Raw genomic sequence first — 26,009 nt, 5'->3', positions numbered from 1 at the left:
GAATGACCTTTCGGGGAGGCCCCCGAAATAGCCGAAGACCTAGCGATTCAAACTGAACCTTCTACTACTGAAAGCGTCGGCAATAGCAAACCCGCGAGTTGGCCAAGCGTTGAGGTTGCGATTCAGTGGGTGGGTCATGCTGTTTCCTTGGTTGGCGTGATTGCCTGAGACTCACTATAACCAGAGTCGTTCAAAAAAGCAGCTTGTTTCAATGCCATAGAAAAATGAATCTAGCGAAAACGAATCTGTGATACCGACTGCAACTTTGCATCTACGCCAGTGCGGAGGCGGTAAGGTTTGTTATTGCGCAATAACTGTATATCAGCTCCCTGATATCTATTGGTAACGATGCCTGCTGTTTGGCATCGGGTCAGCAGACAAGGAGTGCACAAGGATGGTCATTAAAGTATTCGCAGTAAGTGTCATGGTGGTAGGCCTTAGGTTTCGTGAGCTGCTTGCCGCTATTACCCCGCCACTGCTGATCTTGATGCTGTGCTGGTTACCCTCGGTGATGGGCTTTCAGTACCCGTTCATCGTATGGGTTCAATCTCTGGTAGGCAGTATCTACGCCCCCGCCGTGCTGTTTGTGAACTGTGCCTGCCTGCTGCTCGGTTTGTCGCAGCCGACCTTACGCGCCAACCAAGCACTATATATACGCGCCGCGCTGATTATGGTGCTCTATTCCCTGATGTCGGTGGCGGTGACCATCCCAGTTGCAGGCGTGCTAGCCGGCTCTGGGCTGGCCGAGTTACTTTACTGGGGCGAAGGTCAAGGCCTGACCGTACTAAGCGGCCTGTTCACCCGCAGCGTGATGTTCCCCTTGCTGCTTACCGTGCCCTATCTAGTGGAGCACGGCGATATCGATAACGAACAAGTTAAACGGATGATCTACGCTTACCTATTGCCACTATGGGGCATCGGCCTTTGCTTTGAGGCCGGGCGTTTGCTGCTAGGTGTGCTGGCTCCAGAGGCAAGAAACCCCTCAATGAAAGTGTTGGCGGTGTTTGTGAACCACCTGCTTTCCAGCTTTAGTGCACTGTTGGTCGGAGCGGCTTATCTTGGGGTGAAGAAAGGCGCTGCGCTGGAGCAGGGGAGTTCGGATAAGGTGTAGTTGGTTCGAGTGTTCTGAAAGGGTCGTAACTTGGAACTGGACAGAAGAGAGTTAGAGGCTGGGAGTTTGACGCCCAAAGCAGCAGAGCATTTATGTGTCCGCCTGCCTTTGCTTCTTAGCCCAATTTCTCGTTCATTCGCTCTTGGAAATAGCTTGGGTATTTCTCCATCACCGCATTAGTTTCGTCCCTGCCTTGTTTCAGTGCCTTCACGATATCTTTCTTTTGAGTCGCAGCCAAGTTTAAGGATGTGGAAAGGTCCTGAGCGATGACGCGGTCAGAAAAGCCAAGCTCGTAGAGAACAATAGTGGTTTCGGTCGGCAGACCATATTTCAGTTGCTTTTGGAAAAGCTGGAGACGATTAATCGGGTCACCTGTTCCTTCGCGATCCAGCATTTCTAAAAATTCACACAATGCACTCACGAGAAGAGCCCCATCATAGGCAAGCCCGCCCTCGCAGATATCTATGATATTTTCGATTTTGACTTTCCTGGGCCTCTTTCCTTTACCGATCTTGCACTTGTTACTGTCGGCAATTCGGAAAAGTTGGTTAAATGGAGATCCTGAAATCCACTTCTTCGTGATTTCTTTCAGGACGTCCTTATTGTCGAAATTATTGAAAGCTTTATTATGTATATGCCCCGTTATTAACGGCCATACGAGATCGATAAATTCGTCTCCATTTGGAGCTGCAATAAGTTCATCAGCGTTATCTTTAACCCACGTTTCAATCGCCTTAGCATCATTGACACCATAGAGTGTTTTGCCAAACACCTTACGCCGATTAACGTCTGTAATATTCTCTGATATGTTTTCAGCCAGAAGCTTAAACAATTCTTGAATCTGCTCCCGTTTCTCATCATCAGCCAAGAAATACGCCAATGTCTGTTCCGCGAGATTAGCAATGTCTGCTTCCTTAAGACCATTATCAACAGCATCCCAGTTGGAGAGAAGAAAGCCTTCGACGGAGGCGAGAGTCAGGCTGAAAAATTCGAATTGCGGTTTCACCGTATCGACAGTGAAACCGTTTCCGCCGTATTGTTTAGCAATCTTTTTGATAACTCCATTCAAGGAATCCCACCCGGCTATATGAGCTTTGGCAAAAGACAGGATATCCCATGTCAACGAATGATTCTTTTTGTCTTTTGACTTGGTACGGTCATTCCGGATAACCAGAGGGATAAGTTGAAAGAGGCTGCTTGCGCATTCCTCTGACTTGGTTGGATCAAGCAGCTCCTTGACTATATGCCACCGCCAGCCGTCTTTTCGGTTGCGTCGCTTGTCATACACAATAGGGTCTGCAAACAAGATGCTGCCTTCAGTATGCATCCCGGCTCGACCCGCTCGACCTATGAGGTTATGAAAATCCCGAACTTTGATGCGCTCCATACCCTGGTAGACACTGGTAACAATGAGATAACGGATTGGAAGATTTACGCCTTGCGCCAGTGTGGAGGTGCAAACAACGAACCGTACTAGGTTTTCACGCATAGCGTGTTCCACTGAAAGGCGGATGCCATGGGGTGTATTACCATGATGAGAAAATATGCCATGCTCAGCACTCATTGAGGCCGATGCGTCAGTTCCAAGATTCGCAACATGGAGGTTATGCAGCCGTTCAACCTCCCTTCGGTCTGAGAATTCTTGTGGGAGTAGAAGCGGAATGCCACGATCAATGAGTTCCACCGCTTTTTCACAAATGCTTGTCGCTGTTGACTTTTTGCCACAGAAGATGGCGATGCTTCCATTAGTAGCCAGTTTTATACCGAGATAGAGTGCAATGGCCTGGCTATCGTCCTTCTCTGGAAAGTGACGATCTTTCTGCTCTCTGCCTCTTCTCCCGAGATTGAATTTTTCAATAACCCTCGGAACAAAAAATTCGCCTTGTTCGGCATCACGACTGTCAACGTACTCGATTCTTCCTAATTGATCGAGCCAGCTCACGAACCCGACTGACCTGAAAGTGGGAATCAGGGTTGTGCCTTCGACGACATTGGGCTCGCCGTTCAGCCATTCTCCAACAGCTTCAGCATTGCTGATGACCGCTGAGATCAGTATCTTCTGGGCATCTTCGGGAATCATAGATCGTAGCGATGTTAGGAGCAGCTCGTATGTGATGCCTCGGGTGCCACTGTCAAACTGGTGTCCTTCATCAAAGACTAACAGGCCAACGTGGGCAGCCATTTCCGGAGCGTGCCGAAGGACGTAGAGCAGCTTCTCAGGGGTTACGACCAGGATTTGTTGGTGTCCCAAGAGCTCGGCAATCTCGAAATCGGTCTGTAGGGCATCGGACAATTCATCTACCTTGGTGGCTTCATTGTGGAACGCCTCAACGAGACTGTTCTTGATCTCATGGCACAGCGCTCTGAACGGGGCGATGATGATGGCCAACGAAACACGCTCGGCCAGAAAAGCGCTTCGAAGGATCAGTTCCGTTGCCTTCGTTTTGCCAGCGCTTGTAGGCATTTGAACGATGGCAGACTCGCCTTTAAGAACATCTGCCTTGCCCAAAAGGTGTTGCGCAGGCCAGAACTCTTTAATTGCCCCCCGCTTTGCAATGGCCGAATACCAAACGTCCAAACTAAGGCCTGAGTATTTTGGCAGACACTCCCAAACTGAATTTTTGATTTTGGTTATAACAATTGCGCAAACTATATCAGCGATGAGAAGCTGTCTTGCTCCCCCTATCTTGTACGAAACATCACGAATATCCTTTGCCCAACCAATTATTTTGCTCTTGATGAATTGGAAATCAAAATAGTCCAGCGACGAATCGATGAACAGATACTTATAATAATTTGCAATAAGAGAATATCTATCAAAAAAATATGCATCAATATTGGTGGCCGGTTCATCCGGGGGCGTATATTTATTAGGCGCTAGTAGGTATCTCAGGAAACGACCCATTGAGTGTGGGTCTTCTTCCGGTCTCAATGCTGTTGCCTGGTTTGCCAAAACTGCCGCACTTCCTGGAAGATCGCACAAATAATATGAAGCAGAGCCAAGAAGCATGAGGTAGGGATCAAGTGTCTCGTTTAGCTTTGACTGGAGGTAGGAGTCAAAGAAGCGTGCGGAAAATATCAGATTGGTTTTCATCTCTGCTAGATAATCGGGATCTGACTCCTCTCGGCTTATAGCAGCCGCAAGGTCACCAAGTAAGCCAATCGAGATGGAGAAGAGCTTGGCCGGATCTTGGGTGATATTGATGTGATGCTCTTCAGGAATACGATACTCGAGCATCTTGGCCTTTGACCGAGCAACGCCAAGCAGGAGTTGGGATTTCTGTTCAGGCCTCATCCGCAGCCCTCTTGTAGAGATTATGAACAAGTTTCATCATCTGCTCCCCTTTGATGACTACTAACGCAAGGTCACCAGAATACGGATGAGAGGAGACATTGGTCGATGATTCTAGGTGACAGTCAAAAAGCGAATTTTCAAAAAGAGCGACAGCTCCATAAACTTCCTTGTATGGGTGGTCTACTTCGTTCTGAAAGCGCTCAATTTTTTCGGCATCATCAAGCTCATTGCGGCTATGCAACCTTTGCTTGATGGCATTTAAAGACTCGGCCTTTCTGGAGATGTCCTTTGCCGAACCATCAACTGCATCTTGAAGTCGTGCAGTTGGCTTCTTTCCCGAGAACTGCGCCTTCGCTTCATAGATCGCCAGCTTGTCCTCAGAAGATGCTTCGCCATCCTTGACGATATAAAAGCCGATAATGTCACTGCCTTTTGTCGACTCATTCCGGATGGTTTTGTCACCGTAGCGAGTGCGCGGAACCCAGAAGGCGTTCAGATATTCAAGAAAATCGGCGACTAGAACTTCGCTGAAATCGCCAGCGCGAATGCTGGGGCCTGGTGCAGCTTTGGGGTCCGGAAACTTTATGCTGTCGAGATATTCTGAGCGAGAGCATTTGTACCCTTTGCGCCAATAATCGATTTCACTGTCAAAGCAATAGTGATTCCGGAAGTGTGTCGCCCAAGCGGAGAGAACATTTTTGTCATTCTGATGCTGAAACTCCCAGACTTCGACCTCCTTGCCGTCGGCAGTCTTCAGTCGTTCGCCAGTATCAATGAGCCATTTAGTATGTTGTGATGTCCAAGGCATTCCTTATCCATATCCTAGTGCGAGGGACTAACATCTAATTCAATGACATTTGCCATATTTAAACATGGAAAAATGCCATATATCCCCTGATGAACCCAAAGTTATCATCGGCAATAATGACGTTCAATCAGACAGTTAACAGATCCAGCATGTCGACTGTCTGCGCGGAAGATGGAAAGGTTATTCGGATACATGGAAACGGCAAAGGCAGGGTGTCTATACAAGGGTTTAGTATGCTTCTCCAACTTGCCTTGGGGCAGAATCGATTTGGACCATCCGCTCTGTTTTACCACTCAGAGAGCGTTAACCAATCTCTTGAAACGCTAGCGTATGGCGCTTTATTGCCTCAACTGCTTTCGAAAAAACAACTTACTATGCCCAAGATGAAACTCGGGTAACTCTGCAAACTGCTGATAACCCAGTTGACGATAAAACTCGGGGGCTTGAAAGTCGAGTGTGGTGAGATAGCACTGTTTGCAGTCTCGGGCTATGGCTTCTCGCTCTAGGCGGTGGACAAGCGCGCGGCCGAGCCCTTGTCTGCGTAGCTGTTCACTTACCCATAGCCCAGTGATATAGAGCCAACCGGATATATTGTAGTGCGCACGAATGCCTGCGATTAGCTCAGACTGCTCGTTTCGAACAAGCAAAGCCAAAGGGCGATTGTTGGTGCTGCTGCCAACCATTGCGACATTGTGCTCGTCCAAGCCGTCGCCAATTCGCTCTAAATCAGCGTGGCTAGGAGAGTCTTCACAGTTTATCTGGAACGGGCGAGTTTGCAGGTCACTTTGGCTCATTTGGGAACTGATAACTCCTTGTAATCTCCACCACTTCAACGCGGTAGTCTTTATACCAACTGGCTTGACCTTGCTGTTGGGCGTGTTGGTGGCGTGGGTCTTCTCGCCAGCGGTGAATATCTTGCTGGTTTTGCCAGTAGGAGATGGCGATCTCTTGGTCGCTTTCGGTGACGGCGACAAACTCTAGGCAGCCGTATTCGTTGATGGCGATCTCGCGCATTGCTTGTGCGGTGTCGAAGTAACTCTGGTCTTGCTCGCCTACCGTGGCGCGAAAGATAACGGCATACATGGGGACATTCCTTTGTGTCTTAGAAAAACGATGCTAAATCAGATGCCTATAACTCTCAACCGTTGGTTTTCTCATGGGTATCAGGCATCTGCAATTTCGTTCAATACCCACTGTGGCTTGGCCGCTAAGCTGGGGGCTTGTTGTGATAATTGAGATGGCGTTATGTGGGTATTTGCATCGATGGTGGCCTTTGGCTTGCTGGGGGCGGCGACTCCCGGGCCGGTAAATCTGATAGCGGCCAGCAATGCGGTGGGCTATGGCTATCGGGGAACCTTGCGCTTTGTTGCTGGGGCGAGTGTTGCCTATGCGTTAGTGGTGGCGTGCTCTGCCAGTGCGCTGGAGCTGATTGGCCAGCAGCTGCCGATGCTGACGTTTTGGTTAAGGCTGGCTGGCGCTGGGCTGCTGCTGTATATGGCGTGGCAGATCTTCCAAAGCGCTCAGCTCGATGAGTCGGCAAAGCAGCAGATGCAGGCGGGGTTTTGGCAAGGGGCGTTGCTGCAGGTGCTTAATCCTAAGGCGTGGACAGTGGCGGCATCCGGGGTTAGCCTGTTTGTATTGGGTAGGGAGCCCGCAGTTGTTTACGCGGCGGCGTTTACCCTAATCTCGCTAACCGTATGCTTTATCGGTGTGTCGGTATGGGCGGGCGCTGGGCATTGGCTGCGCCCTTATCTGAGCCGCCGGGAGTATTACCGGCAGTTTAGCCGGGCCAGTGCGCTGCTGCTGGCATCGCTGGTAGTGATAATGATGCATGGCGAGATTTTGCCAAACTAAATGGCAGCGCATTGCTCGTAAATTACAGTCTGCGGTCAACAAGGTTGATAAACCACAGCTCAAGGAGGGCACGCATGAAGCCGGATAAACATAGCCACTTTCAGCGCAGCGCTTGCCTGCCTCAGGTTGAGTTGCGGGTGAGCCGCGATTCGTCGGCCTGCTATCAGGCGCATACTCACGATGAGTTCTCGTTTGGCGTGATTGATAAAGGGGCAGCTTCGTATCGGAATCAGCGCACCAGCTATCAAACCGGTCGGGGCGATGTGGTGACCATTAATCCGGGCGATGTGCATGCCTGCAACCCAGAGCGGGGAGCTTGGTCGTATCGGATGGTGTTTGTCGATTCAATATGGCTCGGCAAGGCCCAGAGTGAGGCGGGGCTTAGCGCGCAGGATTATCTGTGCTTTGCCCAAGACCACCTGCGCTCAACACAGTCACTAAATGACTTTAATCGCTTGTTCGCACAGTTAGCGGATTGTGATGGGGCACTGGATGCCGAGAGTCAGCTATTGGATTTTGTGTTGCAGTTGAGCACCGGCGCCCAGCACTTGCCCGCGCTTAATCGCGCGCCTGAGCAAAGCTTGCAGCGGGTGCGTGAACAGTTGCTGGATCAGCTCGATAGCCGTTTGTCCTTGGCGGAGCTGGCCGAAGAGGCCCAACTCAGCCGCTATCAACTGTTGCGCAGCTTTGCCCGCCACTATGGCTTGTCGCCTGCGGCGATGCAGATGGATGCCCGTATCAATCAGGCTAAGCAGCTACTGCGTGGTGGCAGTTCGCTGGCCGAGACGGCCGTCAGCCTCGGTTTTGCCGATCAGGCCCACTTTCAACGCCACTTCAAGAAACGGGTCGCGCTCACTCCCGGGCAATATCAGGCGGGTGTGGCCTCGGGACGTTAACTCTTAAGCCTGCGTGCGGCTACTCGCGTTCACTGATGGCGATATCAAAGCGCCAGGTTGCGCGCTCTCCGGGCTGCAACACCTTACAGGTTCCCCTCTCATGCGCTCGCGCGGTGGAATCGTAGATCCCGGAGCAGGGCTCAAGGGCAAAGTTATATTCCCCCTTAAAGCCTCCTTGGTTCTTCCACACCCCTAGATAGGGGATCTGCCGATGATCAACGCGCATCGCCACCTCGCAGTAGCGATTGCGAAAGCCAAAGCTGTCGCCCGCCTGTAGGTGGCTGTTGAAGTAGTACTTCTCGCAGTTGCCCGCCTGCTGGGGTTCGATAAGTGACAGATCCAGCGGCGCTTGGTCGCCTTTTGTCAGCAGAGGGTAGGGGTGGATGGCGGCAAACTCGCCGAGATGCTCACTGCCACCAAACACGTTGTAGATGCTATCCATATGCGCTGGGATAAGCAGCTCGGTGTCTGGATGTACTGCAAACAGCGCATGTGGGGTCCAGATATAGGGCAGGGCTGGGGCGTCGCTGTCTAGCTCGACACAGTACTCCGAGCGCAGGCCCTGCTCATCTAAGGTGACGGTTTTGCTGAGGGTGTAACCAAATTTAGGGCTATACACGCTAAAGCGCAGCGTTTGCCCGTGGAGGGTCTCTACCTGCCAAGGCATGGCCCATACCTCGCCGTGATCGGGCATTAGGCGAGTTACGCTGCCTTGGGCTGATTCGCAGGCCAACCGGCACTCTTCGATGGTCGGAAAGCACTCATCAAAACCGCTGGTGTCGTAATCGGCAAAGCACGCGCCAAGACTCGGTAGCTCAAGTGTCTGCAGCGAGGACTGAGAAAGCAGCTCTAGCGGCGCTTGCTGATGCTTGAGCATTAAGGAGGCGAGCTTAGCCCCACAGTAGGGTAGCCACTCGGCCCGTAGCCGGGCGTTCTCCAGCACGATAGATGGAAGCCCTTTGTAGTGACTGCTGCAGGCCTTGGTTGTCATAACTACACCTTAATGATGGGGTAACTGGGGGAGTATGGTTTGCTAGCAAGATTACCCGAATTACATCGCCATTTTTATGATTAATGCTATGAAAATTAAGATCTTTTATCGGATGTGCTGAAGCTGATAAGTCACCGTTGAGTTGGCGAAAAAAAAGCGCAGGACTAGCCTGCGCTTTTATTCGCTAGGGAGGGCTTACTTGCTGATAAGTGCCAGTTCCATATCGGTTTGAGCGATGGTCCACCAACGGCCATCATCCACTTGGCTGTCGTAGCCTACGATGGCTTGGCCAGCACACTCTTGGGCTACCGCTGGTGGGGCGATGGCGTAGTCCTCATCCCAAGGCAGATCCAACACACACTCGGCGCTCGCCAAAGGTAGCCATTCGCCGTTTTGCTTGGCTGCTAGCAGCAGGTTAGACGCGTTTGCCAGATTCTCTGTGGTGAACTCGATACCAAATGGGGAGGATTTGATTTGCTCCACATTCCAGTTTTGAGTGGCGTAGTCGGGCAGTTCAACCGGGGCTTTAGCCGAACCATCTGGCTGAGAGCCGTGATAGCCCTGATGCTTTTCGATGTTCTTCCATTTACCGTAAGCGCTTTGGTATACACCACCATGAACTTGTGCACCACTCACCAATAAAACATCCGATGCAGTGTTTGCCTCTGCAGGTAACCAGCTCAGAGTCATGTGCTTCTTCATATCGATGGTGGTGGCTGGTATGACTACGTTACCGGTTTTCGCGCCGGTCTCATCTTCGCCCTGAGAACCCGGGATAATCCGGTTGTTACCGTTGAGGTTGACGTCCCAGCTCGCATGTTTGGTGAATAGGAACTGCCAAGACAGGCGCATCAGGTCATTCATGCTTTCGGCGCGCTTAAAGCCTTCATGGAAGGACAGGCTACGCTCGGTGGTATCAACCCGGTTGAATACGTCGTTGGTACCGCCAATCAGACGAGCAGTACTGCCATCATCGGCAACACAGTCGTTGGTTTTAAACTCAACGATATGGTTGAGGATTGGGCGCTGTCCTTCAGGGATCGAGTTTGGATATACCAAGGACTCACAGCGGTTGGTGGTGCGTGAGAACTGATCGATCAAGGTCCATTGCGGGTCTGCCAGCTCTTTAGGACCTTCTTCGTTGCTGTTGATGGTGTGCGGCGCTGAGAAGGCCAGATAGTCAACACGCTGGTCGTTGAAGTGCAGCACCGACGCGTTGGCATCGTAGTGCTCCGAGCCATCCTTCATGGTGTCCATCTTGTGTAGGATCACATCTTGGATGAGTTCACGCTCACCATAGCGGTACTCGTAGCCCTTGTAGGAGGCGTTACCACTGATGATTTGGGTGTATGAAGGCATGCGGTAGTTGCCGCCACTTGGGGTAGAGGCCAGCGGCTCTGCGTTGCGACCGCCGGGATCGTTCGAGCCAAGTACACGGGCGTGAACTTGCGAGCGTTGGTACATGTGCTCGTGGCCCTGAACCCAGATAACATCGTGTTCGGCAAAGGTCTCACGGATCTCTTTGTGGATGTCGAACAGGCGGTTGTCGTCCTTGGTGCCTTCAACGATCTGCTCACGGGTTTGGCCGTACTTAGCACCGATCAACCCATCGTGACTGGCGATAACCACGTGGTCGAACTCACCGTCATGCTGGGCCAGAACGTCTTGGATCCAACCAAATGCGATCGGCAGGTTGTAGTAGGCCAGGCCAATCATCAACACGTTTTCACGGATGATGTAGTAGTTCAGCCACTCGGCGCTTGGCATATGTACTGCATCCTCTGGGATGTAGTGACGCATGTTGTCGATCCACTCTACGGTATAGGCCCAGCTGGTTTCGTGGTTACCCATCACAGGCAGGAACTCCATACCCATGTCACGGTACTTGTCGGCAACTTCTCGCCATTGACGCCACTCTTCGGTAGAGCCGTTGTCGGTGAGATCGCCCACGGGAATAACGACGTCTACGCCTTGCTCCTGATGCTTGGCGAGTACCGCTTCCATGGGGTGCATAGCCACAGCCCAACCACCGCCTTGGGTATCAGGAAGCAGACCGATGGAAACAGGCGAGTGAACAGGGTCTTGTTCACGATCATTACTCGAGCTGGATGAACTATTACAGGCGCTAAGCAGTGTGGTGACTGCCAGTGCGCAAGCTGAGACTTTCAAAGAGTGCGAAAGACGCGTTTTCATGTTGTATTTCCTAACGTGATACTGGTGTATACCAGGCGCAGGAGTTTCTAGGAGGAATATGACAGGCGTGTGACGGAAAAATTAAAGTTATTACTTTGATACGCTGTCATCTCTCTGTCACTTAAGCGGGTTACAACAGCGGCTTTTTGATTGACGAGAAAGACGGTGAAGGTTTCAAAAGGTTTAGTCGGCGCAGCCATGCTGGCGTGTTTTTCCGCCCATGCCCAAGTCGATACTGCGGTGATGATGTTTGAGCTGCATGAGGCTGCATCCTGTAAGGCCGCGGCAAGTTATCTGAAGAATGAAGAACGCTTGGCCGTACACAAGGATGACTGGCAAGCGTTGCTCGAGGAATACCAAGTGCCTGAAGAGGTGGCCAGCAGCATCATTCGCTACAACGAGCGGCAGTATCACCGTTTTCTAGAGCGCTACGATGAGCGTTACCCAGACTTGGACAAGCATGTAGTACTGACCTCTGCCTACACCCACCGCTGCTACTTTATGAATGACCATGAGAGTCGTCGGGCAGCTGCGATTGCGGCTGAGATTGGCGAGTAGCGGGGCGAGAATCAGCGCTTTCAAGTAAAACAAAAGGAGGGCTAAGCCCTCCTTTTTAATGATTAATGCTCAGCTCCAAATAGCTGGAGCGTATCAAGCTTACTGCTGCGCCTTATACGCCAGCGAGTAGAACAGCTTGCCTTTTTCGGTTTGCAGCTTGCTTAAGGTTTTGGCCTTAAACTCTTTCATTTGACCCATCTCTACAGCGCTCAAGCCCGAGCCACCCAGGCTGTCGGTGTCGAGGTTGAGGATGATGTCGGCCGCGTCTGTAATCGCTTGTACGTAGCTGTCCATATCGCTTAGATCATAGTTGCCCAAGTCAATCAGCGGCTTCAGCTCTTTCGCCCAGTAAAACTCGAGGAACGGCACGGGCTGCTTTGGCTTGGCCCAGCTTACCTTACGGCTGAAGTACATCAGCGAGCGGTAGGCGTCGTTGGCGAAGTTTTCCATACCCAGCGAAGCAGGCAACTGCTCGGCGGCGATTGCTTGGTTGTTTAGATCAAAAAGCCACACGTTGCCGTCTTGCTGCATCGCCTGCCAGAAGGCTTGCATATCGGCCAGCTCACGGTAGTCGTGAGTCACCACCACATGGATTGGGAAGGTACTGCCGCCACCTTGCATATGCCAGAAGGTGTTAAAGGTGTGGTGGCCGTCGGTGAGGTAGTAGTTGTTGTCGGGGGCCAGCACCACGGTTTTCATCTCGTTGGCGCGGCTGCCGATGGCCTCTTTACAGCTAAAGCTGTCGCGATCAGCTTGTACCGATTGCTCGTTGAAGCTCTCCAAGCCTTTCTGGCCGTTAGCTTCGCAGATCTCGTCGAACTGCTTTTTCAGGTCCACTTGAAAGCGGCCCAGCTTGTAGAACACCTGATCGTAGCCAATGGAAGGCTGGGTCGGGTTAAGCTGGCTTAGCTGCACTTCGATAACATCACCGACCTTGGTGGTGGCGGGGATGGCGTTGGCAGCGGTGGCGAACACGAAGCTGCTCAGCAGCATTACTAGCAGGCCAAAGAAGGCGAGGTTGGCACGTTGTGTCATTGCGATTTCCTGTTATTAATAAGGCGCTCGGGGAGCGCCAATTTTAGCGTAGTGCTAGTAGGTGATTACTGCTCGAGAGCGGTTTGAATAGCGGGGCCAATCTGGCGTTTACGCGAGGTCACTCCATCGAGGCTCAGCATGTCTTGGCCTTGCACGCTTTGGAAGGCGCGCTCGACAACCTGTTGGTCGCTTGGGTCAACCCACAGCAGGTTGGCGCGTTTGTGCTTGGTGTCGGTAATCGAGAAGAACAAGTGGTCCAGCCCCTGTTCTTGCTTGTAGCTCTGCATCGCTAACAACAGCTCAGGCTTGCGGTCGATCAGCTGCTGGGCGTTAAGGGTTTCGGCAACGCCGATACCAACTTTCTTACCGCCAAACTCGAAGTTTTTGTAATCCATGGTCAGGATGGTGGCAGCATCAATATGGCTAAGATCTGATTTGGCGATCAGCATCTGTTCGCCGAACTCGTTGATGTTGCTGAGCCCCGCTTGCGCGCTGTAGGCGTCTACCAACTGGCGATCAAAATCGGTGGTGGTCGGCGATTGGAAGACCACGGTATCAGACAGCACGGCACCGATGGCGGCACAAGCAAGTTCCTGCGGCAGTTCAATATTTAGCTGCTTGGCGCGGTCCATCAGCATGGTTGCCGCAGAGCCCCAAGGGCGAATATCTAGCGTGACGATCTGGCTGGTGTTCACCGGGTTACCGCCAATGGCGTGGTGGTCGATAATCGCGACAATGTTGGCTTCATCCATGCCCGGGGCCAGCTGGGTTTGCTGGTTGAAGTCCACCAGGCCCAAACGCTTGCCTTGGTAGTTGTCGAGGTACACTGGGGCAACCGCGCCACATTGCTCCAGCACAAACTTGCTCTCAGGATTGAGCTCACCCGGCACGGTAGCGGTGCCGCCATAGATATGGGCAGCAAGCAGGGCTGACACCACGGTATCGGTGTCGGGACTGATGTGTCCAGACCACACTAAGTTGCTGGTATCGTTCAAGCTAGGTTGCATCAGATCGAAAGCGTGGGCGTGCATGCCAGCGCTTAGCGCTGCAATGGCAATAAGTGACTTTTTCATGGTACCTCCTGTGATAATCGCAGCGAGCTTAAAGCGCGTTTATGACAAACAGGTGGCGAAAAAATCTAATCAATCTCAAGGTACATCAAGAAAATATCTGAAGGCTTTGCATGGCTGGCGTTAAAGCGATATCGGGAGGGTAGGTATTGTTCAGGCTTATGGCAAAGCGGCTACTTACTTACCCGTAAGCGCAGGTTTTTGAAGGGGAGTTGTGTCACGCTATATGATTGTAAAACTTTGAAGGTAAACGATTTAATTTCATTCGCTCATGGGCAAAGTATGATCAATCTAGAATTAATCGCGGTCGCTACTTGGTTTTTTCCTATTTCTTGACAATCTAGTCAGAGAATCGTGACTTAGGGATTGAGAATGCATTTGGCAGCGCTGTTTCGCGGGGTCTTGGACGCCGGCTCTCGTCCGCCTGTAAGGGTGGCCAGTTATACCCTGGAGGTATTGGAAGAGTTAGCAAGCGCTGGGATCGCCTCCAACAGCAGTGACTGCGCCTTGGTACTGGGTTATGTGCCCTCTTGCCTTGATTTCGAGCAGGTTCACCGGCTACTCAAACGACGCTACAACGCCCCTTGCATACTAACTTCCACCGCTGGTGAACTTAGCTCCAGCGGCAAGGGCTTGTATGTGAGCAATGAGCATGAGCCCAAGGTGCTGATCCAGGAGTTCTCTAAGTCCCTGTTTGAGCGCGTTGAGATGCACACCATCGAGCTGCCCTGTGAGGATATCCTCGATGGTGAGAATCGCATCAGCCCGAGTGTGCGTCGCGAACGCATCGCCAAGCAACTGAGCCAGATTAACCACGAGATCTCTCCTGAACCCGGGCGTAGTTTGGTGCTTACTCTGGTGAACGGTTTCAGCCACTGTGAGAACTGGCTGATGGAAGCGGTCTATCAGGATGGCCGCTTTAGCCAGCCGTTTATTGGTGGCTCTACCGGGTGTCTGCCCGGGGCCGGGCATGCCCCCTTCCACGATGAGCAGGCTCTGCGTAACCAACATGCCTTGTTGTGCTTTATCGAGCTGCATGAAGACTTCTACTTTCGCTTGTTCAAGAGTGATAACTTCCTGCCGAGCGAACACAATTGGATGGTGGCCGAGAGTGACCCCGCCGAGCGCACCGTTAGCAAGCTATTGTGCCCGCAAGATAGCCGTCCGCGTGAAGCCATCGAAGTACTGTGTCAGCAGCTCGATTGCCAACCCGAAGAGCTGCAACAGCGATTGGTAAACTACAGCTTTGCCACGCCGGTGGCCGGTGAGCTGTTTGTACGCTCGGTATCGTGGGTCGACCTCGAAAAGCGTTGCCTGCATTTTTACTGTGATGTGCCCTTTGGCGCCGAGCTGATCTTGATGGAGCAGCAAAGCCTCTCTGAGCAGACCGAGCGTGACTACCAATCGTTTGCTGAAGGATTGCCACAACCATTGGGTGGGGTATTGTTTGATTGCATCCAGCGACGCAGAAACAACCCGGGAGAGCTAGAAAAGATTAAGTGTTTTAAAGACTTTCCCATCGCGGGCTTCTCGACCTTTGGTGAGCTGTTTGGGGTAAACCTTAATGAAACCCTGTGTGCGGTGTTCTTCTACTCGCACAAGGATGGCCGCGATAGCCAACGAGATGCTGAGCTGGATGATTACAACGACTACTCGGGTTACTTCAAACGCCAGCAAAGTGTGGCGCGCAACCTATGGCGAGCGATTCGCTTTCGCTAAGGGGAGCGGCTACTCTTAAAAAACGCCCGGCGAGTACCGGGCGTTTGCACCTTTATAAGGTGAGAACGCTTTACAGAATAATCCCTGCCAAGGTCACACCAATCACACAGGCGGAGCTCACGCCAATCAGGCCCGGCACCATAAAGCTGTGGTTAAAGTAGTACTTACCGATGCGGGTGGTACCCGACATATCGAAGTTACAGGTCGCAATATCCGATGGGTAGTTCGGGATAAAGAAGTACCCGTAGGTGGCTGGCATCAAACCGATCAGGATCGCTGGAGACAGGCCCATGGCGATACCTACCGGTAGCATCATCCTTGCGGTGGCCGCTTGGCTGTTTACCACCACCGAGACGATGAACAGGGCAAAGGCGAAGGTCCATGGGTAGGCGCGCACGATGTCGATGATACCGGCCTCAAATGCAGGCATGGCGTACTGGAAGTAGGTGTCGCTCATCCAGGCAATACCGAAGATGGCAATCGCAGCCACCATACCGGATTTAAACACCACACCCTCAGGTACGGTTTGCGCCTTGGTGCGGGTGGCCAGCAGGATAATACCGCCGAAGGCCAGCATCATCATCTGGATGATCACGCTCATTGGGATGGCTTTACCGTCGATGGTGCGGATCGCCGGGAACATGGCTACGAACACGATGGAGGCAATCGCCAACAAGAACAGCAGCACTGCATTGCGCGCAGAAGCTGGCAGGGTTTCACCCAGCGTGGTGGCGGTGGTGTTAAGGATCTTGTCGCGCCATAGTGGGTCTTGCAGGCGGCGCTGGTATTCTGGATCGTCTTCCAGCTCTTTACCGCGGCGCGAGCTATACAGCGACAGCAGCAAGGTACCGCAGAAGGTCGACGGAATGGTCACCATCAGAATGCCCATCAGGGTCAGCTCAGGCATTAGGCCATGTGAGGCGCCGATCTGTGATAGGTAGTACACCACCGCAGCAGAGATCGGGCTGGCGGTAATACCCATTTGCGAGGCGACCGAGCTTGATGCCATGGCGCGTTCTGGACGAATACCGTTTTTCAGTGCCACATCGCCAATGATGGGCATGATGGAGTAAACCGCGTGGCCAGTACCTAGCATCACGGTCATGGTGTAGGTCACGATGGGGCCCAAGATGCTAATGCGTTTAGGGTTGTTACGCAGAATGCGCTCGGCAACCTGCAGCATGTACTTCAAGCCACCGGCCGCTTCCAGAATCGATGCACAGGTTACAACCGCCATAATGATCAGCATTACGGTGATCGGTGGTGAGGTGGGAGGCATGCGGAAAATAAACACTTCAATAAGCAGACCGAGGCCAGATACCACCCCAAGGCCGATGCCGCCAAAACGACTGCCCAAATAGAGCATTAGCAGCAGAAACAAAAACGCCATGACTAACATGCGGTGTTACTCCTTCAAACAAGTTAATATATTAAATAAATTCATGCTTAGACTTGCATATTCATGGCGAGTGAAAATTGATCGGGCGCATAATCGGGAATTTGTTCCAGCTAGGAACGGTAATTCGTGCGCTGCTGCATGCTAATCGATGCTGTGTTTAACCTATCGGTACATAAGTTTTAATAAGGCGTTGACCTGCTTCGTAACAGTTGATTAACCAGCAAAATTCGCAATTGATAATGGTTTTCTAGTGTCAAAATGCTCAATTTTTCAGCGTGGTCAATCAAGCTGTAAAATGGGTTTTCTGTAGAAAAATCCACTGACGTTTTCGCGGCTGGCCTAGCCCTTTACTTGGCGGCGTAAGGTGGGATTTCGCTCACGAACTCAGAGGTTCATCGAGAGTTAGTGAGACCAGTTCCATAAGCCGGGAAGTTACAGGTAAACATTTGCGAATCATTCCTTAGACTGGGGGCTTAGCTTGCTCACTGTTACGGCATCGGCTCAACGCAGAGCTGATTTGTCGGCCTGCAAAAGTGGAATGACCCGATGACACCAGCCCCATACCTAAATGATCCCACCGTTAAGTCGCGGCTGTCGCTGCGCCCCGCTAGGCGCGATGATCTTGCTCAGTTGCAAAGGATCTGTTTGCTTACTGGGAAAAACGGTAGTGATGCGACACCGCTGTTTAATCACCCCGGTTTGCTGAGTGATTACTTTTGCTCACCCTACCTTTATTACTCGCAAACTAGCAACTGGGTGGTAGAAGCGGATGCCGTGATGGGCTATCTGTTATGTGCGCTGGATACGCGTGACTACAATGCTTGGCTGGAGAATGATTGGCTGCCTGCACTACGCCAGCGTTATGCTCAGCAATTGCCTTGTAATAGCCAGTTTGAGTCCTTCTTGCTTGAATTGATACATCAGCGACCACCACTGCCAACTTGGGTGGATGACTACCCCGCGCACCTACATATCGATTTGCTACCCGAAGCCCAAGGGCAGGGCTATGGCAGGTTGCTCATCAATACATTATTGGAAAGTCTCAGGGAGCAAGCTGTCAGTGGGGTTCACCTTGGTGTGGGGAAAGCCAATCCCAAAGCGATTATGTTTTACAAGGCGATGGGTTTTGAGCTGATCGAAGAAGATCAGTATGCCTTGTTGCTTGGTCAGCGCTGCTAGGCGCAACTTGTCGTAGGTGCGATCTGTCGCTGGTAATGGCGAGTATGGCTGCTTTTGTCGCGAATCGGTGTCGTTGAACAAGGCAAGCGGGGCGGTCAAAGTGAACTGCAATGGTGAAGCACTGCACTGAAAATGTGCGCCATGAGAGGGCGGTTGCTTAAGGCGTTAACTATATGCGGGTATATGTCTTAGTGATGTTTTTATCCAAATGAGTTTATATGCAGCGCGACTCGCGTTTTCTCTGGGGTTTATGCAGTGCTTACCCATAAATTTGAATCTACTTAAAATATTTATCAGTGTTGCTGAAACTTGGTCTGCTCTATGCAAACAGTGTAAGTGCAAGCAGGCAAAGGTGCTGTTAGACAGGACCAACAAGCACTTAAGCCAGGGGGGCTTGCATTAAATACAGTGGAGGGTGTGATTATGGTTTCAAGTTTTCGTGGTGCGTCAGGTGTGAGCTTCCGTCCAAGCCAAACGGAAAAGAAAAAGCGCCCTGAACAGCATAAGGCCTAGTCGCTAAGCGACAAGCCACCAAAAGATTCAATATTGCAGTGAGTCGATAGCCTTGTAACGAGGCCACAAAAGAACACAACATAGCGACCAGTAAAGCTGGCGAACAAGGGGGGAAAGCAGGGTAGCCGCTTCGGTGGTTGCCCTGCTTTTTTTCTGTTTTTGGCTCCTTGCGAGGTGATGAAGATTTTATCAATGGCAAATCAACTTAACGTAAACGATTAAGATCGTAGTTTCTGTTTTTGCTACTGCTGTAGGTTTACTCGACATGCCAGACTAGGCTTTGGAATCCATTCATAAGGAAGTTCGAAAAGGATGTCGAATCAGTATCACTCCGCTTGGTCGCGACTGTCGTGCGCGGCACCACTTTTCCTTGCTGTTACCCTCAGCGCCTGCGGCTCCAGTGGCGGCTCTGGCTCAGCGTCCAGTAACGCCGTGAACCTCGATCCGGCTGCTATGAACTGGGAGTTAGTCTGGAGTGACGAGTTTACTGCCCCCGAATTAGATAGCAGTAAGTGGACCTTCGATCTGGGAAATGGCTTTAGCATAAACGGTGAGTACATCAGCGGCTGGGGAAACAATGAGTTGCAGTACTACACCGCTAACTCGAGCAATCTAAGCGTTACCGACTCTGGGCAGCTGCAGATCCAAGCATTGGTGGAAGCCACCATAGATGCCGGTAATGTGTTTGATTACAGCTCTGCCCGGATCAAAACCCAAGGGCTATATATGCCGCGTTTTGGCCGGGTGGAAGCGCGTATCAAACTGCCCGTAGGGCAAGGCTTGTGGCCCGCATTCTGGATGATGCCGCAGGACAATGTCTACGGCACTTGGGCCGCCTCGGGTGAAATCGACATTATGGAGGCAAAGGGCAGCAACCCCGCTGAGGTGCATGGCACCATTCATTACGGCGGCCAGTGGCCGAACAATACCTATACCTCCAATAGCTACACCTTTCGCGAGGGCGATATCAATGATTACCACGTGTACCGGGTAGATTGGCTGCCGGGTAAGATTGTTTGGTATGTGGATGATGAGCTCTACGCGACTCAGACTAACTGGTATACAACGGGAGCGGATTTCCCAGCCCCCTTCGATCAGCACTTTTACTTGATCCTCAACCTCGCGGTGGGTGGCCACTATGATGGCGATCCGCAATCCGACGCAATCTTTCCGGCGCAGATGCTGGTGGATTATGTGCGCGTGTATGATGCGCCAGAGCTGGCTGATTATCGCCAGTAACGCTTGTTGAGCGCGTACGTCGCCAACAGCCATAAGTATCAATGGCTTCTGGTATACAGTGGCAACGGCACTTGCCACCGTAAGAAAATAAAGTCCATCCAGCTATACGCGCGCGTCTATGCTTAGTTGCAGAGTCTGGTACTGAAGGATGAGCAGGTATGGCGATAAAACTCGAAGCAGGGCAGCAATCTATAAAATCGCGGGCCGCTGTAGCGTGGGGGCCTAAGCAAGCACTTAAGATGGAGCAGGTTGATGTCGCCCTTCCCAAGGCGGGTGAGGTGTTGGTGCGCATTGTTGCCACTGGCGTGTGTCACACCGACGCATTTACGCTTAGCGGCGAGGACCCGGAGGGGATCTTCCCTTCAATCCTTGGCCATGAGGGCGGGGGGATCGTGGAGATGGTCGGCGAAGGCGTTAGCAGTGTCGCAGTGGGCGATCATGTGATTCCTCTCTACACCGCTGAATGTGGCGAGTGTAAGTTCTGTAAATCCGGTAAGACCAATCTATGCCAAGCGGTGCGTGAGACCCAAGGCAAGGGCTTGATGCCCGATGGCACCAGCCGTTTCTCCATCAACGGCGAGCCTATCTATCACTATATGGGCTGCTCAACCTTCTCTGAGTACACCGTGCTGCCGGAGATTTCGCTGGCCAAGGTCAACAAGCAAGCGCCATTGGAAGAGGTGTGCCTACTTGGCTGTGGCGTGACCACTGGGATGGGGGCGGTGCTGAACACCGCCAAGGTGCAGCCGGGGGACAACGTAGCTATCTTCGGCCTGGGTGGCATTGGCTTGTCGGCGATTATCGGGGCACGTATGGCGGGCGCCGGACGGATCATCGGCGTCGATATTAATGAGAGCAAGTTTGAGCTGGCGCGTCAGTTGGGGGCCAGCGATATGGTTAACCCACAGAAACTAGATAAGCCCATCGTCGATGCCATCATCGAGATGACCGATGGCGGGGTGGACTATTCGTTCGAGTGCATTGGTAACGTGAACGTGATGCGCCAAGCGCTCGAGTGTTGCCATAAGGGCTGGGGCGAATCGGTGATTATCGGTGTCGCGGGTGCGGGTCAGGAGATCTCCACCCGACCGTTTCAGCTAGTGACCGGCAGGGTGTGGCGAGGCTCAGCCTTTGGTGGAGTGAAGGGGCGCAGCGAGCTGCCCGGTATTGTCGAGCGCTATATGGCGGGCGAGTTTGGTCTGCAAGAGTTTATTACCCACACCATGGGCCTGGATGAGATCAATCATGCCTTCGAACTGATGCATCAAGGAAAGAGCATCCGTTCCGTTATCCATATGTAGCGTTGTACCCGAACACGCATCCAGAGCTTGTTCGGGTATACATAAACTAAAGGAATAGGTCATGGGCTTAACGCGAGTTAATCACTATCAGGTATTTGCAGGGACGCTTAGCCAGTACGTCCACTCCTCAAATTTGCTCAACTGCCAGATGCGATTTTCGGTGTTTCTACCTCCCGGTGTTACCCAGCATCAATCCTTGCCAGTTGTCTATTGGCTGTCGGGACTGACCAGCAGCGATGAGAACTTCAGCCAAAAAGCGGGAGCGTTTCGGGTGGCTGCCGAGCTTGGTTTGGCGCTGGTGATCCCTGATACCAGTCCGCGTGGTGAGGGGATACCGGATGATGAGGGCTATGACTTAGGACAAGGGGCGGGCTTTTATGTCAATGCTACCGAGGCACCTTGGAGCGAGCACTACCAGATGTACGACTATATCTGTGAAGAGTTGCCGGCGTTGGTAGAGGCGGAGCTGCCGGTGGGTAGCAAGCGTGCAATCAGTGGACACAGCATGGGCGGGCATGGCGCTTTGGTGATTGGCCTGCGTAATCCTGAGCGCTATCGCTCCATTTCTGCATTTAGTCCCATTGCCAATCCCTGCAGTTGTCCTTGGGGGAACAAAGCCTTGGAAGCCTATTTGGGCGGTAATAAGCTCAATTGGCTTGAGTATGATGCCTGTGAGCTGTTAAAGATGGCGCCATCTCCGCTGCCGATTCTGGTCGATCAGGGCGAGGCCGACGATTTTCTTGATGAGCAGCTCAAGCCTGAGCGCTTAAAAGCCGCGGCGGAGCATAACAACTCACCTCTCGAGCTGCGTATGCAGGCCGGCTACGATCATAGCTACTACTTTATCTCGAGCTTTATTGAAGACCACCTGCGTTTTCATGCTTCCTACCTATTTGATTAAGTAGTTTATTCAACGATGCATTAATACTCATAGCGTTAGTTATTAGCGTTAGCGATACGCTATATTAGTGTTGATTAAGCCTTGGTATTTAGACAATCTATGCCTATCCTTTCCCTTCTTTATAATTCCTCTGGTTCGTTATCTTGTTTGGTTATTGCCTTTATTTAATGCTTTAATCGCTAAAGGTTTTTATTTGTAATTGATCACATTTACATTTCAATAAAAACAATCCCGGTATTTGCTGAGTTACTTTGAGGGTACTTGTATATTCCACTGATTATGTTTGGCATAAGCGGTAAATATAATTAGCTACTTAAATATAGGGATAGGGATTGTGACTAATGTTAAGTTCATACCGTTTTTTCTATCGTTGATATTTGTCCTGTCTGCCTGTGGTGGCAGTGGCGGCGATGAGAACGGTGGAAAGAAAGACGAGATAATACTCAGCCCGCAGATCGAGGTGAGTAAAAACCCGGTCAAGGTGGGTGAAATTGTGACTCTCAACGGTGATAGCTCAACGGCTGAGGGCGATGAAATCGCCAGCTATCAGTGGGACGTTGAGACTAAGCCATCGATCTTCGGCAGCGAGGCCAACTACAGTTTTAGCGACGCAGGTGCCTATAAAGCGACCCTGACTGTACGTGGTGAGTCAGGCCAGCGCGCCCAGCAGCACACCATTATCAATGTCACGGCATCGGAATACCAACCGCCACTTATTAGCATTAGCAACCCCGGTGGTTTTGAGGTAGCAGTCGATGAACTTATCGATTTAAGTGCTACACAATCGACATCCCCCAATGGTTATATTGTCGACTACCTATGGAATGTTGAGGGCACCGAATACACGAGTGAGCACATTTCATTTAGCTTCTCTTCGGCGGGGCGTAAATCAGTGACTTTACAAGTAACTGATAATGTCGATATGTCCACCATCGAAACCCTTTATTTTGATGTAAAGGAAGATGTTGTCGAGCCAGGTAATGAAAAACCGGTGGCAATTATTGATGGTGCCTCTGCAGATGGCTATGAAGTGGGTGATGTTCTTACGCTTAATGCCAATAAATCCTACGATAATGACGGCGCAATTGTGCTTTATCAGTGGAGTGTTGAGGGCAAGCAATATACCGGTTCTAGCATGAGCCATACACTGGCCAATGCGGGCAATGTCAAAGTAAGCCTGAGCGTGACCGACAACGACGGCGGCGTTGACTCGGCTGAGATCACTGTCAAGGTAGTTGACGATGGTTCGGGTGGTGGCCCTGACCCGATCAACCCGGTTGCCAGAATCTCTCCGTCCGGCACGGTTTCGGCAGACAAAGGTGCGGTACTTAACTTTGATGCCAGTGCATCCACTGCTGGCGCTGGCGATACCCAGGCCTTGAGCTTTGTGTGGAGCAGCGGCGAAACGACTGCCAGCATCAGCAAAACCGTGACCCAGAGCGAGCAGCTGTGTGTAACGGTTAACAGCGCTACTGGCGGTAGTGACCAAGCTTGTGTGTACATCCAAATGAAACAGCCACCGGTTGAGCCAACCTCAACGCAGGTCTTCTATCAAGGCTCGCACAGCCATATCTACTTCTGGCTAATGCAGCCTAGCGTGGCAGATGTGAGCTGGCCGGGTGTGAAGATGGAAGAGCTCGATGATGGCTGGAAGATGTATGACTTCGATGCACTTATCGACTCCGGTAACATCATCTTCAACGCGGGTAGTGACGCTGACAAGACCGGCGATCTGACCTTCGATGCCAGCAAGCCATGTTACAAAGGCGGCAGCTGGCAAACTCTGGAAGCCTGTGGTGCTCCGGGTGGTTCTGATACGACCGCGCCCGTTGTAGAAGCGTCTCCAGCTGCGGGTATCTACGAGCAGACTCAGTTGCAGGTTACCCTTAACATCATCGATAAGGACCCGCAGGCGAGCGCTTTCTATACCTTGGATGGCTCAGCACCCACCACCAGCTCGCAGCGTTATACCGGTCCTATTGCTATCAGCGATCAGGGCGATGGCGTAGATGCGACGATTAAAGTGATTGCCATCGACACCGCTGATAACCTCTCTCAGGTCTACGTGTTTGAGTACCGCCTGAATGAAGAACGCCCAGACACTGAAGCGCCAGTGGTGTCGGCCTCACCTAGCCCGGGTACCTACCCAGTGGCGCAAGAGGTGAAACTCTCGGTAAGCGATAACGCCGATCCTAACCCCGTTGTTTACTACACCACCGATGGCTCCGAACCTTCAACCAGCTCGAAGGTATACGCCAACGACACCATCGTAGTAAGCGATGTGAATGACTCGGGTGTGGACATGGTGATCAAAACCTTGGCAGTAGATGCGGCTGGCAACCAAGGCCGTCAAAGCTTCTCCTACACCATCGGCGATGCCGGTCTGGGTGATAAGTTTGCCACCAACCCCAATGGCGGCGTAGGCAAATTCAGCTCTGGTATGAACGTGAGCTGCTCACAAGAGCGCTCTGATGGTTTTGGTGATTGGTCAGAAGATATGCTGATTGCGCAAAGCGTGGGCCTGTCGGATGCTAAGTCTTTCCGCGGCATGCATGAGTATCCATCGTATGACTCCTATGCGCAGTATGCGGCCTGGGATGATAACAACCTGTACTTAGGTTGGCAGTTTGTTTATCTGAACGATGTTGCAGATCCAATGAACAACGGCGGCAACGAAGCGCGTCCGGCCAATGGTGATATTCCACAGATGCTGGTGTTTAACACCGATCCAAGCAAAGCCAGTGTGGGCGGCCAAGCCAATGGTGATGACATCTGGGCGATCAGTACCTTTAAAACCTTCGACTTGTCGATGGGCCTCGACACCATTGCGATGTTCTCGAGCAAGTGTGGTGTTGGTCAGCCTGCGCTGTTCTATATGGCAGGTGATGGCTTCTTTAACTACGACGATACACTTGGCTTTAACGAGGGTGGCATTGTGTTTGGCGCGGTGCAAGGCGCGCTGCCTAAGCAAATCTGGGCGCAGAAATGGCAGTGGGGCGAGTACACCCCTGACAAGCTCAGCGATAGCGAAGGTTGGATGGATTACATCGCCGCCGGCCACGATACCGATATGGACTGGTTCTATGAGATGAAGATCCCATTCAGTGCGCTGGGTATCGATCGCCAGTATCTGGAATCGAAAGGCATCGGTGTTATGCATATCTCCACCTTTGGTGAGGCGGCGATTGCGTCGGTACCGTTCGACCCAACGACGGTAGACAATGCGATGGAAGCCTACGATAAGGATGAGTCCAGCTCGGCAGAGAAGAACGATGTAGATTACTTTACCGTGCCAATGGCGCGTATCGGTAAGCTCTAGTCATTAAGCTCTCCGCAAAGGGGGCGTCAGTCATTGTTTGGCTGGTGCCCCTTTTTCGTACCTAGCTCTCTGCGGGTTCGGGCTGAAGGCTCCCTAAGGGCTAGGCTAACAATCGACGGTGACTAGAGTGACGGTGCAGTCGGGGTCGCCGAAGGAGTCGTAGATGATGTAGCAGCCTTGATTGGTGGGAACGGAAAATCCCGGGATGTCGTAGCCAACCAGCGTGTAGCGGTTGTTGAAAGTGCCGGTTAACCCGCCGGACTCGCCCAAGGTGATAAAGTCAATCATGGTTAGCTGGTCGCCCAACTCCGCTCTACTTTCAGGGCAAAGGTTGCGCCAATCTACCTCTGAGCTAAAGCCGCCAAAATCGACAACCGGTTGTACCGAGTTTCCGGGATTGCTGGTAAACACCGTGTACCCGGCGATGACCGCCTTGGCTTTCACCAGGCCAATGGTTGAGCGCATGGTGCCCGCCACGCCATTAAGCGCAGCGATCTTGGCGTCGCGAGAGAGATTGACAAACTTGGGGACGGCTGCAACGGCGAGTATCGCGATTAGCACGATAACGGCTACCAGCTCAATCAGCGTAAAACCACGTTGGGGTGGGGGCAGGTCCCTGCTCAACTAG

The 26,009-nt window shown here is 52.0% G+C and carries 20 protein-coding genes; 10 read left to right on the top strand and 10 right to left on the bottom strand.

What is annotated here, in order from left to right; translation table 11 throughout:
* Nucleotides 1–394 precede the first annotated feature (394 nt).
* Entirely contained in the window at nt 395–1,111 is a 717-nt protein-coding gene (locus G461_RS0101255; protein WP_026970448.1) for a hypothetical protein, read from the top strand.
* 115 nt (nt 1,112–1,226) lie between these two features.
* Here the strand turns inward: G461_RS0101255 and G461_RS0101250 are convergent, their stop codons facing one another.
* The 4 genes from G461_RS0101250 to G461_RS0101235 form a co-directional block, all read right to left on the bottom strand.
* Entirely contained in the window at nt 1,227–4,406 is a 3,180-nt protein-coding gene (locus G461_RS0101250; protein ID WP_026970447.1) for a DEAD/DEAH box helicase, read from the bottom strand.
* Nucleotides 4,396–5,214 carry a Hachiman antiphage defense system protein HamA gene (locus G461_RS0101245; protein ID WP_026970446.1) on the bottom strand — a complete coding sequence of 273 codons (819 nt, stop codon included), beginning with the start codon at nt 5,212–5,214 and terminating at the stop codon, nt 4,396–4,398. The genes G461_RS0101250 and G461_RS0101245 overlap by 11 nt, the downstream gene beginning before the upstream one ends.
* Nucleotides 5,215–5,552: 338 nt before the next feature.
* On the bottom strand, nt 5,553–6,008 hold the full coding sequence (locus G461_RS0101240) for a GNAT family N-acetyltransferase (RefSeq protein ID WP_051333268.1): 456 nt from the start codon (nt 6,006–6,008) through the stop codon (nt 5,553–5,555).
* Complete coding sequence (locus G461_RS0101235; protein WP_026970444.1) at nt 5,995–6,297, bottom strand: antibiotic biosynthesis monooxygenase family protein; 303 nt, start codon at nt 6,295–6,297, stop codon at nt 5,995–5,997. The genes G461_RS0101240 and G461_RS0101235 overlap by 14 nt, the downstream gene beginning before the upstream one ends.
* Nucleotides 6,298–6,459: 162 nt before the next feature.
* On the opposite strand from G461_RS0101235, the gene G461_RS0101230 reads away from it, so the two are divergent.
* Nucleotides 6,460–7,068, top strand: a complete 609-nt coding sequence (locus tag G461_RS0101230; RefSeq protein ID WP_026970443.1) for a LysE family translocator — start codon at nt 6,460–6,462, stop codon at nt 7,066–7,068.
* A 74-nt stretch (nt 7,069–7,142) separates the two neighbouring features.
* On the top strand, nt 7,143–7,964 hold the full coding sequence (locus G461_RS0101225) for a helix-turn-helix domain-containing protein (RefSeq protein WP_026970442.1): 822 nt from the start codon (nt 7,143–7,145) through the stop codon (nt 7,962–7,964).
* 19 nt (nt 7,965–7,983) lie between these two features.
* Here G461_RS0101225 and G461_RS22910 read toward each other — a convergent pair whose 3' ends face one another.
* Together G461_RS22910 and G461_RS0101215 are read right to left on the bottom strand one after the other, a co-directional pair.
* Nucleotides 7,984–8,955 carry an aldose epimerase family protein gene (locus G461_RS22910; RefSeq protein ID WP_051333267.1) on the bottom strand — a complete coding sequence of 324 codons (972 nt, stop codon included), beginning with the start codon at nt 8,953–8,955 and terminating at the stop codon, nt 7,984–7,986.
* A gap of 195 nt (nt 8,956–9,150) precedes the next feature.
* Entirely contained in the window at nt 9,151–11,148 is a 1,998-nt protein-coding gene (locus tag G461_RS0101215) for a metallophosphoesterase family protein (RefSeq protein WP_026970441.1), read from the bottom strand.
* A gap of 165 nt (nt 11,149–11,313) precedes the next feature.
* Here G461_RS0101215 and G461_RS0101210 point away from each other — a divergent pair, with 165 nt between their 5' ends.
* Nucleotides 11,314–11,706: a hypothetical protein gene (locus tag G461_RS0101210; RefSeq protein WP_157360194.1), complete on the top strand. Its 393-nt coding sequence runs from the start codon at nt 11,314–11,316 to the stop codon at nt 11,704–11,706.
* 99 nt (nt 11,707–11,805) lie between these two features.
* Here the strand turns inward: G461_RS0101210 and G461_RS0101205 are convergent, their stop codons facing one another.
* Both G461_RS0101205 and G461_RS0101200 read right to left on the bottom strand, forming a co-directional pair.
* A complete protein-coding gene (locus G461_RS0101205) occupies nt 11,806–12,741 on the bottom strand; it encodes a ParB/Srx family N-terminal domain-containing protein (RefSeq protein ID WP_051333266.1) in 936 nt (311 codons plus the stop codon).
* Nucleotides 12,742–12,806: 65 nt separating this feature from the next.
* Nucleotides 12,807–13,814 carry a manganese-dependent inorganic pyrophosphatase gene (locus G461_RS0101200; RefSeq protein WP_026970438.1) on the bottom strand — a complete coding sequence of 336 codons (1,008 nt, stop codon included), beginning with the start codon at nt 13,812–13,814 and terminating at the stop codon, nt 12,807–12,809.
* Between the two features lie 369 nt (nt 13,815–14,183).
* Between G461_RS0101200 and G461_RS0101195 the strand changes: the two genes are divergently transcribed.
* Entirely contained in the window at nt 14,184–15,530 is a 1,347-nt protein-coding gene (locus G461_RS0101195) for an FIST signal transduction protein (protein WP_026970437.1), read from the top strand.
* A 70-nt stretch (nt 15,531–15,600) separates the two neighbouring features.
* On the opposite strand, the gene G461_RS0101190 is transcribed toward G461_RS0101195, so the two are convergent.
* Entirely contained in the window at nt 15,601–16,929 is a 1,329-nt protein-coding gene (locus G461_RS0101190) for an anaerobic C4-dicarboxylate transporter (protein ID WP_026970436.1), read from the bottom strand.
* A 546-nt stretch (nt 16,930–17,475) separates the two neighbouring features.
* Between G461_RS0101190 and G461_RS22905 the strand changes: the two genes are divergently transcribed.
* The 5 genes from G461_RS22905 to G461_RS0101165 all read left to right on the top strand — a co-directional run bounded on the left by G461_RS22905 (nt 17,476) and on the right by G461_RS0101165 (nt 25,381).
* Nucleotides 17,476–18,108, top strand: coding sequence for a GNAT family N-acetyltransferase (locus G461_RS22905; protein ID WP_084428906.1), 633 nt, complete (start codon nt 17,476–17,478; stop codon nt 18,106–18,108).
* Nucleotides 18,109–18,933: 825 nt separating this feature from the next.
* The gene (locus G461_RS0101180) at nt 18,934–19,860 is read left to right on the top strand and encodes a glycoside hydrolase family 16 protein (RefSeq protein ID WP_051333264.1); all 927 of its coding nucleotides are present in this window, start codon (nt 18,934–18,936) and stop codon (nt 19,858–19,860) included.
* 158 nt (nt 19,861–20,018) lie between these two features.
* Nucleotides 20,019–21,161, top strand: a complete 1,143-nt coding sequence (locus G461_RS0101175) for an S-(hydroxymethyl)glutathione dehydrogenase/class III alcohol dehydrogenase (RefSeq protein ID WP_026970434.1) — start codon at nt 20,019–20,021, stop codon at nt 21,159–21,161.
* A 61-nt stretch (nt 21,162–21,222) separates the two neighbouring features.
* Nucleotides 21,223–22,062 carry an S-formylglutathione hydrolase gene (fghA, locus tag G461_RS0101170; protein WP_026970433.1) on the top strand — a complete coding sequence of 280 codons (840 nt, stop codon included), beginning with the start codon at nt 21,223–21,225 and terminating at the stop codon, nt 22,060–22,062.
* Between the two features lie 334 nt (nt 22,063–22,396).
* A complete protein-coding gene (locus tag G461_RS0101165; protein WP_026970432.1) occupies nt 22,397–25,381 on the top strand; it encodes a PKD domain-containing protein in 2,985 nt (994 codons plus the stop codon).
* Between the two features lie 105 nt (nt 25,382–25,486).
* Here G461_RS0101165 and G461_RS26470 read toward each other — a convergent pair whose 3' ends face one another.
* A complete protein-coding gene (locus tag G461_RS26470) occupies nt 25,487–26,005 on the bottom strand; it encodes a pilus assembly FimT family protein (protein ID WP_026970431.1) in 519 nt (172 codons plus the stop codon).
* Nucleotides 26,006–26,009 lie beyond the last annotated feature (4 nt).

It is taken from the genome of Aliagarivorans marinus DSM 23064 (assembly GCF_000429485.1).
In the GTDB taxonomy this organism is placed as follows: Bacteria; Pseudomonadota; Gammaproteobacteria; order Enterobacterales; family Celerinatantimonadaceae; genus Aliagarivorans; species Aliagarivorans marinus.
The sequence above is the reverse complement of the archived record's forward strand: the minus strand, read 5'-3'. Positions and strand labels throughout refer to the sequence as shown.

Coding starts and splice junctions, on each gene's coding strand:
- G461_RS0101255 (WP_026970448.1), top strand. CDS start 395: ATGGTCATTAAAGTATTCGCAGTAAGTGTCATGGTGGTAGGCCTTAGG.
- G461_RS0101250 (WP_026970447.1), bottom strand. CDS start 4,406: ATGAGGCCTGAACAGAAATCCCAACTCCTGCTTGGCGTTGCTCGGTCA.
- G461_RS0101245 (WP_026970446.1), bottom strand. CDS start 5,214: ATGCCTTGGACATCACAACATACTAAATGGCTCATTGATACTGGCGAA.
- G461_RS0101240 (WP_051333268.1), bottom strand. CDS start 6,008: ATGAGCCAAAGTGACCTGCAAACTCGCCCGTTCCAGATAAACTGTGAA.
- G461_RS0101235 (WP_026970444.1), bottom strand. CDS start 6,297: ATGTATGCCGTTATCTTTCGCGCCACGGTAGGCGAGCAAGACCAGAGT.
- G461_RS0101230 (WP_026970443.1), top strand. CDS start 6,460: ATGTGGGTATTTGCATCGATGGTGGCCTTTGGCTTGCTGGGGGCGGCG.
- G461_RS0101225 (WP_026970442.1), top strand. CDS start 7,143: ATGAAGCCGGATAAACATAGCCACTTTCAGCGCAGCGCTTGCCTGCCT.
- G461_RS22910 (WP_051333267.1), bottom strand. CDS start 8,955: ATGACAACCAAGGCCTGCAGCAGTCACTACAAAGGGCTTCCATCTATC.
- G461_RS0101215 (WP_026970441.1), bottom strand. CDS start 11,148: ATGAAAACGCGTCTTTCGCACTCTTTGAAAGTCTCAGCTTGCGCACTG.
- G461_RS0101205 (WP_051333266.1), bottom strand. CDS start 12,741: ATGACACAACGTGCCAACCTCGCCTTCTTTGGCCTGCTAGTAATGCTG.
- G461_RS0101200 (WP_026970438.1), bottom strand. CDS start 13,814: ATGAAAAAGTCACTTATTGCCATTGCAGCGCTAAGCGCTGGCATGCAC.
- G461_RS0101195 (WP_026970437.1), top strand. CDS start 14,184: ATGCATTTGGCAGCGCTGTTTCGCGGGGTCTTGGACGCCGGCTCTCGT.
- G461_RS0101190 (WP_026970436.1), bottom strand. CDS start 16,929: ATGTTAGTCATGGCGTTTTTGTTTCTGCTGCTAATGCTCTATTTGGGC.
- G461_RS22905 (WP_084428906.1), top strand. CDS start 17,476: ATGACACCAGCCCCATACCTAAATGATCCCACCGTTAAGTCGCGGCTG.
- G461_RS0101180 (WP_051333264.1), top strand. CDS start 18,934: ATGTCGAATCAGTATCACTCCGCTTGGTCGCGACTGTCGTGCGCGGCA.
- G461_RS0101175 (WP_026970434.1), top strand. CDS start 20,019: ATGGCGATAAAACTCGAAGCAGGGCAGCAATCTATAAAATCGCGGGCC.
- fghA (WP_026970433.1), top strand. CDS start 21,223: ATGGGCTTAACGCGAGTTAATCACTATCAGGTATTTGCAGGGACGCTT.